This is a genomic window from Terrabacter terrae, assembly GCF_039529575.1.
In the GTDB taxonomy this organism is placed as follows: domain Bacteria; phylum Actinomycetota; class Actinomycetes; order Actinomycetales; family Dermatophilaceae; genus Terrabacter; species Terrabacter terrae.
This window is the reverse complement of record NZ_BAAANB010000009.1, coordinates 1-10,217: the sequence shown is the minus strand read 5'-3', so window position 1 is coordinate 10,217 and position 10,217 is coordinate 1. Positions and strand designations below refer to the sequence as shown.

Here is a 10,217-nt window from a genome sequence, read left to right as displayed (position 1 = left end):
GAGCGCGGGTGGCTGGACGAGCGCCGGCTCCCGTCCTGGTGGGCCGGGGACGCCAACGACCGCCTACTGGCGCTGCTCGACGCCGTGCACGCGTCGGCGGACGCGGCACCGAGGTGTTGCGACGACCGGTTGAATCCGCCTGATCCAGCACCACGAGGGCGCGGTCAGCATGAGCAAGGACGTGCTCGGGAAAACCCAGACTGAGGAGGCTCGCACGTTGGCGCAGTCCATCATCGACGGTCAGGTGAAGGAGATTGCCGCGATGAAGGCCATGTCCAGCTGACCCCGAACCGAGCCCAGGCTGATGTGAGGCCGAACGCGGCGTGAGGGCTCGCGAGCTCCTCCTGGCCGAAACCTGCGTCGCCGAGACAACTGTCACTGTGCGCTACGAGCCCGGGTGCCACCGCTGCTGGGAGGTGCCCGCGAGGCCCGCAGCTCCCGCTCCGTCCTGAACCGACTCAACAGCGTCCAGCGGAACAACCAAACCCCTCGGGGGAATTAACCCCTGGGGGGTATAGTTGTCTGAAGTGAAAGGGGACAGCGATGACGGAGGAGCAGCACGCCGACGCTCCGCGCTACATCCTCAACAAGGACGCGCAGCTGCACCGGCTACGACGCATCGAGGGCCAGATCCGGGGCCTGCAACGGATGGTCGATTCGGACACGTACTGCATCGACATCCTGACCCAGGTCACCGCTGCGACCAAGGCCTTGGAGGCCGTTGCCCTCGGTCTGCTCCAAGACCATCTGCGGCACTGTCTCACCGATGGAGCGAGCGACCCGAGCGTGGATCTGGACGCGAAACTCGTCGAGGCCTCAACCGCGATCGGCCGGCTCATGCGGGCGTGAGTCCCTCCCCTGGGCGCACCACCCTGGCCGTGCCGGCCCGTCATGGCCCGTGACAACCCGAACCTGACAAAGGAGACGACGTGACGCACAGGACCCAACTCCGGATGGCGAACAGCGGATGCAGCTGCTGCACGCCCGAAGCGCCGGCGACCGAACCGCCGCCCACCCCGACCATCACGACGACCACCACCACCACCACTCGCACGACCCGAGACCCGGAGGAGATCACCATGAACACCGAGCAGAGCACCACCAGCTACCTCGTCACCGGCATGACCTGCGGCCACTGCGCGAGCGCCGTCAGCAGCGAGATCAGCCAGCTGCCGGGCGTGACCGGCGTCAACGTGAACCTGGTCGCCGGCGGCACCTCCACCGTCACGGTCACCAGCGCCGCGCCTCTCCCTAAGGCGGAGATCGCGACGGCCCTCGACGAGGCCGGCGACTACCACCTGGCGCAGAGCTGAACCTGCGCGCCAACCGCGGCACCGACCGCGTGATCGAACAACGCGCCTCCAGCCGAGGCGAGAAGGACGGCTCCGATGACTCTCGACAAGAACACGTTTGACCAGCGCACCCGTGACATCGAGCTCGAGATCGGCGGCATGACGTGTGCGTCGTGTGCGAACCGCATCGAGCGGAAGCTGAACAAGCTGCCGGGGGTCAACGCGAGCGTCAACTATGCGACCGAGAAGGCCCGGGTCACCGTCCCTGACGGCGTCGACGAGCAGGACCTCATCGCGACGGTCGAGGCCACCGGGTACACCGCTGTGACCCCTGCGCCGGCCGTCCTCGAAGGACCCGATTACAGGGATGTCCGGCCGGCCGGCGCGGTGGGTGGCGCGCACGACGCCAAGGAGGCCGAGGCGAGCGCCTGGCGCCAGCGGCTCATCGTCTCGGCCGTGCTCACGGTCCCGGTGGCGGCCATGTCGATGATCCCGGCCCTGCAGTTCGACAACTGGCAGTGGTTGTCTCTGACTTTGGCTTCACCGGTGGTGGTGTGGGGGGCTCTGCCGTTCCACCGCGCCGCTTCGACGAACCTGCGTCATGGCGCTGCCACCATGGACACGCTGATCTCGGTCGGGGTGGGCGCGGCCTACCTCTGGTCGTTGTGGGCGCTCTTCTTCACGCACGCCGGCATGACCGGTATGCGGATGCCGTTCGAGCTGCTGCCGAGCGGGTCGGACGGCGACGCCGCGCACCTGTACCTCGAGGTGGCGGCGGCCGTGACGACCTTCATCGTCGCCGGCCGCTACTTCGAGGCTCGCGCCAAGCGCACGTCCGGCGCCGCCCTGCGTGCGCTGCTCGACATGGGAGCCAAGGACGTCACCGTCCTCGAGCCTGCCCGGTCCGGCGGTGGGACCGGCCACGGCGCCGCGGAGTCGGAGCGGCGCATCCCCATCTCGGCCCTGATGGTGGGGCAGCGGTTCGTCGTCCGACCGGGGGAGAAGATCGCTACCGACGGCACGGTCGAGTCCGGCTCGTCCGCAGTCGACGGGTCGATGCTCACCGGTGAGTCCGTGCCCGTCGAGGTCGGACCCGGCGACGCCGTCGTCGGCGCGACGGTGAACGCGGGCGGCCGGCTGGTCGTGCGGGCAACCCGGATCGGGTCGGACACCCAGCTGGCCCAGATGGCCCGGCTCGTCGAGGACGCGCAGAACGGAAAGGCGGACGTGCAGCGCCTGGCCGACCGGGTCTCGTCGGTCTTCGTCCCGATCGTGATCGGCCTGGCTCTGGTCACGTTGACGGCGTGGCTGCTCACCGGCCACTCGGCGACAGCGTCCTTCACCGCGGCGGTAGCCGTGCTCATCATCGCGTGCCCGTGCGCGCTCGGTCTGGCCACGCCGACCGCCCTGCTCGTCGGGACCGGCCGCGGCGCGCAGCTCGGCATCCTCATCAAGGGCCCGCAGGTGCTTGAATCGACCCGGGCCATCGACACCGTCGTACTCGACAAGACTGGAACGGTGACCACGGGCCAGATGGGCGTCGTCGACATCGAGGTGGCACCCGGGCAGGACCCCGCCGAGGTGCTCGCCGTCGCCGGCTCCCTCGAGCACGCGTCGGAGCACCCGATCGCGCGCGCGGTCGCCGAGCACGCTGCGAAGGCGAGTGGCCAGAGTCTCCTGCCGGTGACGGACTTCGTCAGCCACGGCGGCCGCGGCGTCAGCGGTGGGGTCGACGGCCGCGCCGTCCTGGCCGGCCGGCGATCGTGGCTCGCGTCAGAATGGTCGCTGACGGCGCCCCAGGTCCTCGCGGACGTGGCGGACGCGGCCGAGATCCGGGGGCAGACACCGGTGTGGGTCGCGTGGGACGGTACTGTCCGGGCCGTGATCGTCGTCGCGGACACCATCAAGGAGAGTGCAGCCCCCGCGATCAGACAGCTGCGTGAGCTCGGTCTGCGGCCGGTGCTGCTCACCGGCGACAACGCCGGCGCTGCCCGGGCGGTCGCCGCCCAGGTGGGCATCCGCGACGAGGACGTCATCGCCCAGGTCCTGCCGCAGGACAAGGTCGAGACCATCAAACGTCTGCAGTCCGAGGGCGCGACCGTCGCCATGATCGGCGACGGCGTCAACGACGCCGCAGCCCTCGCGCAGGCCGACCTCGGCCTGTCGATGGGCACCGGCACCGACGTGGCCATCGAGGCCTCCGATCTGACCCTCGTCACCGGAGACCTGCGGGCGGCCCCGGACGCGATCCGGCTCTCGCGGGCCACCCTGCGCACCATCATGGGGAACCTGTTCTGGGCCTTCGCCTACAACGTGGCAGCCCTCCCGCTGGCCGCGCTCGGCCTCCTCAACCCTCTCATTGCGGGGGCAGCGATGGCGTTCAGCTCGGTGTTCGTCGTCAGCAACAGCCTCAGGCTGCGGTCCTTCGACCCGACCCGGTGACCTGACGATCGGTGGCTCGGTCCGCAGCGGCCGTCGCGGACCGGGTCACGACGACGCGCCGGACCCGCCCCGCGCCCGGCCCGGCAGCAACCACGGCTAGCCGGCCGTGGCGCAGGGCACCGGCCTCGAAACGCCATTGACCTCCCCGTGTGCCAGATACACCCGGACAGATCCATCAACCTTGGCGGCCACCCTGCACCTCGGTTCGATTCCGGCGATCCCGTGCACCTCGGTCCCCACGGGTAGGAACGCCGCGTCACCGTCCACGGCAGGACCCGCGGGCTGCGAGAACCTCAGCACACTGAGCTGACACTCGACGCGCCCGACGAGGGGACCAAGCCGTCTTGTTGGCACGGCGTGTACACGTCCCTCGAGGTCGGCGACGTACTCGATACCCTCGAGCCGCACGAAGTCGATCCAGTCGATCATCACGGTCGAGGTGCCGCCCGTTGGCGTGTCCGTGCAGGCCGAGGCGGTTGGCGATCCACGCGAGGATGCGACGGCGGTGTCGGTCACCGCGCCTGTCACCACGGGACGGCTCCCGTTGCCGCATGCGGTGAGCAGCACCGCGACGGAGACGAGCGCGGCGACGGGTCGAAGTGTGGACCTCATAGGCAGCTCCTGCGATCTGGGGCTGGGGGCGAAAGCGCGCCCTTCCTAGAAGACACCCGTCTGGCGGCGTTCGTTCCCTCCATCAGCTGCGTGGGTGGTGGGGATCCACGGGATCGCATATACCTAGGGGGGTATATGGGAAGGGTGGACAGACGAACGCGGACGCCCGGTTTGATCCCGGTCTTGGTGGCGGTCTCCGCGGTGGGTGTTCTGCTGGCAGGCTGCTCGATTGAGTACGACTCCCCGGGAATGATGGGCGGCGCCTCGGCTGGACTGGCGGCAGTATGGGTGGGGTCTCATCCGGCCAGGGGGATGATGGGTAGCGGTTATACGGCGCCGCCCCTGTCGTGCGCCGCTCCGGGACGGGCTGCCTGGGTCCCGCGTGGATGTGACGCTCGGAGACATGGGCATGTCGCAAATGATGGGTGGCACCGCCCCGATGGGTCCCGGATGGTGCTGATGGCCCAGCCGGTCTCGGTGCACGCTGGCCAGGTGTCGTTCGTCGTGGCGAACCGGGGCTGGCGCACGCACGAGCTCGTGGTGCTCCCGCTGGCCCAGGGAGCGTCGGCGGGACAGCGTGCCCCGGGTCCCGACGGCAAGGTGGACGAGGCTGGAAGCCTCGGTGACGCCTCCAGCTCCTGTGCTGCCGGAACTGGCGAAGGGATTGCCTCGGGGGCGCTCGGGTGGGTCACCGTGACCCTGGCCCCGGGCCGCTACGAACGCGTCTGCAACCTGACGAACCACTATGCGAACGGTATGCGTCAGGAGCTCGACGTCTCCGCGTGATTGCCGGAGCCATCCAGGGGCGCGAGACCCGCGTGCGGACATACGCCCGGCCGCTCGGCCTCGCGGTTGCGGACTGAACCACATCCCTTGCCGTCTAAACATACGGCCCGGCTGGGGTAGGCCTGAGCCGTGCTCGGTCTGCTGAACGAGGCTGGCAACGCCGTTGGAAGAGGGTGCGCTCAGCGCGCCATTCGGACGGTCGGAGCAGCAGGGCCACGGCAGCGGTCCGTCGCCACTGCCGCCGCCCCATCCGCAGGCTCGTCCTCAGCTGCCTCATCGAGAGGGAGCGGGGTGCTCGAGCGTGGGAGCGACGAACGCCGGCCGCGGTGGAGACGACGGCGGCGGCGGCGATCAGCGCCCCGAGGACCCACAGCAGTGACCACATCAGCGTTGACGGGCCGGCGTGGCCAGGAGGGAGGTCGACCGTCCACAGGGTGATGAAGTGGGTGGGAAGCAGGCGGAGCAGCGGCGACGGGGAGCCGCTCAGCGTCGGCCCGAAGAAGACGTCGAGGATCCACGCGAACATGACGATGACGGTGCCGTTGACGGGATTGGGGACGAGGGCACCGACGATCGCTCCGACGGCGAGGTACACCAGGGCGGCCATCGCAGTGCCTGCGAGTGTCCGGGGGGGGCTGCTCGAGCTGTCCTCGGGCGGCGAGCGCGGCGAGGGCGGCCGCGGTGGCGAGGGCGGCCAACGTCGCGCCGGTGAACATCCGTGATGCCGTGAGCTGTCTGGGGGACAGGCCGGACAGCACGAGGCGACGGTCCGCGTCGCGGGCCGCCGACACCTGGAAGTACATGGCCACGCCGGTGAGGAAGCCGGCCGCCCAACCCGCGGTCACGGTCTTCAGCGCCGCGCCACCGCCGGCACCGCCAAGCAGTTTGGAGGCATCGGCCAGCGCCGGTGCGGCGACGATGACGAACGCCACCGGGACGACGGCCAGCAGCAGCAGGTTGGGTCCGTTGCGGACGTAGTCCGCCAGGAAGCGGCGTCACAGGAGGGTCACGCTCGTCATCGTGGCCACGTCCGTCGTCGCGGACCTCGACGATCCGGTCGAAGCGCTGCTCATCGACGACGAAGTGACTGATGATCAGCGCCGACCCGCCCTCGCGTCGGCGTCCTTCCACGAGGTCCCAGAACTTGAGGTAGGTGTCCCAGTCGAAGCCGGCGTAGGGCTCGTCGAGCAGCAGCAGCGGGGGGTTCGGCAGCAGCGCCAGGCCGAGGTTGAGCTTCGCGAGGGTTCCGCCCGAGACGGAGTTGGCCCGCGAGTCCCGGTACCGCTCGAAGCCGAGGGAGGCGTAGAGGTCGTCCCGGCCGGCCCGCAGCTCGGCGTCCGTCAGGGCGTAGGCGTGGGCGAAGAGCTCGAAGTGCTCGTCGCACGTCAGGCGTGGGTAGAACACCGGCTGCTGGGGGCAGTAGCCGACGCGTCCGGTCGCGGTCACGCTCCCGGCGTCGGCGCCCAGGTCACCGACAAGGATCCGCATCAGGGTGGACTTTCCCGACCCGTTCTCGCCGACAACACCGACCACCTCACCGGTAGCGAGGGTCAGGTCGGCGCCGTCGAGGACCGGCAGTCGGCCGCGTCGCAGCCCCGGTCTGCGGTATGCCTTCGAGAGTCCCACGGCCGTGAGCACCGGTGGCCCGTCAGGCCGGCGCTCGCCCGGTGTGCCGGCGGCGCGATCCTTGGCCGTGCCGCTCGCGTTGGCCTGCTGCACTGTCCCCATCGGGATCACCGCCTCGACGGCCGCCGCCGCCGTGGCGGCTGGCTTTGCCCCCAGCATGCGCTGCGTACGTCAAGGAGGACCCCATAGCCGGCGAAGATTAGCTAAAGAAGCTTTACGGCTCCGTGACGAAACGGCGTGTCTTCGTCGGATCTTCATAGTTTCCGGGCGGTGATCATCACGTTGGGGCGGCAAAATCGCTCTAGGTGACCTCGTCGCGCACCGATCGTCCGACGTATCCGGCCATCGCCTTGCGGCCGGCGGGTCGCTTGCACCGACATTAGAGAAACAACCACGGAGATCCATGTACGAGGTCTCACGCCGCAACCTTCTGCTCGGCGGGCTCGCCGCTGCGGGAACGGCGACGCTCGCGGCCTGCTCCGGCGGCACCGACCCAGCGTCCAGCCGGGCCTTCGGGACGCCAGCACCCGTGACGCCGACCTCAGGTCAGAAGGGGGTGACGGCGACCCTTCGACCCGCGCCGGTCACGGTCGACCTCGGCGGTCCCGTCGTGAAGACCTGGGCCTACGGCGACACCGTGCCCGGTAAGGTGATCCGCGCGAACGCCGGTGACCTGCTCCGGGTGCGTGTCGAGAACGGGCTGCCCGCACCGACGACCTTGCACTGGCACGGTATCCGGCTGGCGAACGCCGCTGACGGCGTGCCCGGCCTGACGCAGGACCCCATCCCTGCCGCTGGCAGCTTCCTCTACGAGTTCACCGCCCCGGACCCGGGCACGTACTTCTTCCACCCACAGGTCGGTTTGCAGCTGGACCGCGGCCTCTACGCGCCGCTGATCATCGATGACCCGCGCGCACCGGGCGACTACGACGGCGAGTGGGTCGTGGTCCTAGACGACTGGGTCGACGGGACGGGAAGGACCCCCGACGACGTGCTCCGTTCGCTGGTCGACGCCGGTGGCAGCAGCACGGCCGGATCCATGGGCGGGATGAGCGGCATGGGTGGCATGGGCGTGGCGCCGTTCGGTGACGCCGGAGATATCGTCTACCCGCACTACCTCGTCAACGGAAGGGTGCCCGCGGCGCCGTCGGTCTTCACCGTCAAGCCAGGCCAACGCATACGGATCCGGGTGATCAACGCGGCCTCCAACACGATCTTCACGGTCGCGCTCGGCGGGCATCGGATGACGGTCACCCACACCGACGGCTACCGCGTCGTCCCTTCGGAAACCGGCGCGTTCTACATCGGCATGGGGGAGCGCTACGACGTGACCGTCACGGCCGGGGACGGGGTGTTCCCGCTGGTGGCACTGCCGTTCGGCAAGCTCGGGCAGGCGCGGGCACTGCTGAGAACGGCCACCGGCGCGGCACCGGCCGCCGGGCTACGCCCCACCGAGCTCGACGGCCCGGTTCTGCTGGGATCACAGCTGACCCCAGCGGCGAGCTCACGGCTGACTCCGCGGGAACGCGACGCCTCGTCGACCTGTCCCTGAACGGCTCGATGGCCCCTTATGTGTGGGGGATGAACGGTGCGCCCTACGGGGAGAACGACCCACTCACCGTAAGTGCAGGCCAGTGGCTGCGGATCAACGCGGTCAACATGACGATGATGACCCGTTGCACATCCATGGGCACACGTTCGCGCTGGCCGGGTCCGGCCTGCGCAAGGACACCGTCCCGCTTCGCCCGATGGAGTCGATGCCCCTGGAGCTCGAGGCCGACAACCGCGGCGACTGGATGGTCCACTGCCACAACGTCTACCACGCAGAAGCCGGGATGATGATCCCCCTCAAGTACACATAGCTTGGGCCTCGCGGAGGAGGGAACCGCTCGGCAAAGCCACTGCTGGCTCAGGCAACTGTTGCGGCGACGCCATGTCCCCCTCGGCGTCAAATCTGGGGCTTCGTGGCAGCGGGCTTGATTTCGTTGAAGCCCCACGGCCTCGACTATCCGGCGGCTGCGACGAAGTTCTCGAGTGAGATCCTGTCGACCGGCTCCGCTGCTTCAGCCCGAAGGTCCGGGCCTTCAGAGCCTTGCCAAAAGACGTCACGCCGGTCGAGGCCGGTGGCGGGGACATCGTCTACGCCGGCTCGATCAACGGCACCGGGGCCCTCGAGGTCGAGGTCACCGCCACCGCGGAGGACAACTCCCTGGCCCGGATCGTCAACATCGTCGAGGCCGAGCAGTCCCGCAAGGGCAACGCGCAGCGGCTGGCCGACCGCATCTCCCAGCCCTTGGTGCCCGGGATCATGATCCTGGCCGCAGCCATCGCGATTGCCGGCAGCCTGCTTGGCGAACCCACGACCTGGATCCAACGCGCGGTGGTCGTGCTGGTCGCCGCCTCGCCCTGCGCCCTGGCGATCTCGGTGCCGGTCACCGTGTTCGCCGCCATCGGCGCCGCCAGCCGCATCGGCGCGCTCGTCAAGGGCGGCGCCGCCCGGAGTCGCTCGGCCGCATCCGGACCGTCGCCCTGGACAAGACCGGCACCCTGACCCGCAACCAGCCGGCCGTGATCGAGGTCGCCACCGCTGCCGGCCACACCCGCGAACAGGTCCTCGACATCGCAGCCTCCCTGGAGTCCCGCAGCGAGCACCCCCTGGCCCGCGCCATCCTCGCCGCCGTGCCAGACCACCGAGACGCCGACGATGTGCCACGCGGTCACCGGCGCCGGCCTGACCGCAACCAAAGACGGCCGACCGGCCCGGCTCGGTCGCCTCGGCTGGATCCTCGCCGGCGACCTGGCCGAGTCCGTGGCTGGCATGCAGGAGGCCGGCGCCACCGCAGTACTGGTCGAGTACGACGGAGTCGTCATCGGCGCTGTGGCGATCCGCGACGACTGCGCAGCGAGGCCGCCGAGGTGGTCGCGCGGCTCCGCGCCGACGGCTTCCACGTCGCCATGCTCACCTGTGACAACCACCGCACCGCCGCCACACTGGCCACCCAGGCCGGCATCACCGACGTCCACGCCGAGCTGCTCCCCGAGGACAAGTCGACCCTCATCCGCCGACTCCGCGAGAGCGCGCCGACCGCCATGATCGGCGACGGCGTCAACGACGCCACAGCCCTGGCCACCGCAGACGTCGGAATCGCGATCGGCGCCATGGGCAGTGACGTGGTCATCGAGACCGCCGATGTCGCCCTCATGGGCGAGGACCTGCGCCACCTTCCGCAAACCCTGGCTCCACCACCGGGTGCTCCCGGGGGTGCCGCCCGCTGAGTTCGGGACGGTCGACCCGATCACCTAATCGCACGTTAATCGCACGTGGCCACTCTTCGGGGGAGCGGCTCGCTACGCTTCTGCAGGCCAGCGGCCCAATTGTGGGGAAGTAGCCTCATGTCTTGTAAACAGGGGGTTGGGGGTTCGAGTCCCCCCGCCAGCTCTCTGACCAGCACCGACATG

Annotated in this window: 9 protein-coding genes and 1 pseudogene; 8 read left to right on the top strand and 2 right to left on the bottom strand. The window is 69.7% G+C overall.

What is annotated here, in order from left to right:
- Window positions 1-133: 133 nt before the first annotated feature.
- The 4 genes from ABD194_RS08420 (at window position 134) to ABD194_RS08405 (ending at window position 3,734) form a co-directional block, all read left to right on the top strand.
- Window positions 134-283, top strand: a complete 150-nt coding sequence (locus tag ABD194_RS08420) for a DUF305 domain-containing protein (protein WP_343990031.1) — start codon at window positions 134-136, stop codon at window positions 281-283.
- Window positions 284-543: 260 nt separating this feature from the next.
- The gene (locus ABD194_RS08415) at window positions 544-849 is read left to right on the top strand and encodes a metal-sensitive transcriptional regulator (protein WP_343990025.1); all 306 of its coding nucleotides are present in this window, start codon (window positions 544-546) and stop codon (window positions 847-849) included.
- Window positions 850-929: 80 nt separating this feature from the next.
- Window positions 930-1,313 carry a heavy-metal-associated domain-containing protein gene (locus tag ABD194_RS08410; RefSeq protein ID WP_343990023.1) on the top strand — a complete coding sequence of 128 codons (384 nt, stop codon included), beginning with the start codon at window positions 930-932 and terminating at the stop codon, window positions 1,311-1,313.
- 75 nt (window positions 1,314-1,388) lie between these two features.
- Complete coding sequence (locus tag ABD194_RS08405; RefSeq protein ID WP_343990019.1) at window positions 1,389-3,734, top strand: heavy metal translocating P-type ATPase; 2,346 nt, start codon at window positions 1,389-1,391, stop codon at window positions 3,732-3,734.
- Window positions 3,735-3,830: 96 nt separating this feature from the next.
- On the opposite strand, the gene ABD194_RS08400 is transcribed toward ABD194_RS08405, so the two are convergent.
- Entirely contained in the window at window positions 3,831-4,346 is a 516-nt protein-coding gene (locus ABD194_RS08400; protein WP_343990016.1) for a hypothetical protein, read from the bottom strand.
- A 450-nt stretch (window positions 4,347-4,796) separates the two neighbouring features.
- Here ABD194_RS08400 and ABD194_RS08395 point away from each other — a divergent pair, with 450 nt between their 5' ends.
- Window positions 4,797-5,132: a hypothetical protein gene (locus ABD194_RS08395; RefSeq protein ID WP_343990013.1), complete on the top strand. Its 336-nt coding sequence runs from the start codon at window positions 4,797-4,799 to the stop codon at window positions 5,130-5,132.
- A 483-nt stretch (window positions 5,133-5,615) separates the two neighbouring features.
- Here the strand turns inward: ABD194_RS08395 and ABD194_RS08390 are convergent, their stop codons facing one another.
- Window positions 5,616-6,860, bottom strand: coding sequence for an ATP-binding cassette domain-containing protein (locus ABD194_RS08390; RefSeq protein WP_343990028.1), 1,245 nt, complete (start codon window positions 6,858-6,860; stop codon window positions 5,616-5,618).
- Window positions 6,861-7,161: 301 nt separating this feature from the next.
- On the opposite strand from ABD194_RS08390, the pseudogene ABD194_RS08385 reads away from it, so the two are divergent.
- The 3 genes and pseudogenes from ABD194_RS08385 to ABD194_RS08370 all read left to right on the top strand — a co-directional run bounded on the left by ABD194_RS08385 (window position 7,162) and on the right by ABD194_RS08370 (window position 10,034).
- Window positions 7,162-8,620 (top strand): annotated as a pseudogene (locus ABD194_RS08385) (multicopper oxidase family protein).
- Between the two features lie 230 nt (window positions 8,621-8,850).
- The gene (locus ABD194_RS08375; protein WP_343990004.1) at window positions 8,851-9,309 is read left to right on the top strand and encodes a P-type ATPase actuator domain-containing protein; all 459 of its coding nucleotides are present in this window, start codon (window positions 8,851-8,853) and stop codon (window positions 9,307-9,309) included.
- Window positions 9,310-9,326: 17 nt separating this feature from the next.
- On the top strand, window positions 9,327-10,034 hold the full coding sequence (locus ABD194_RS08370) for an HAD-IC family P-type ATPase (protein ID WP_343990001.1): 708 nt from the start codon (window positions 9,327-9,329) through the stop codon (window positions 10,032-10,034).
- The last annotated feature ends 183 nt before the right edge of the window (window positions 10,035-10,217 follow it).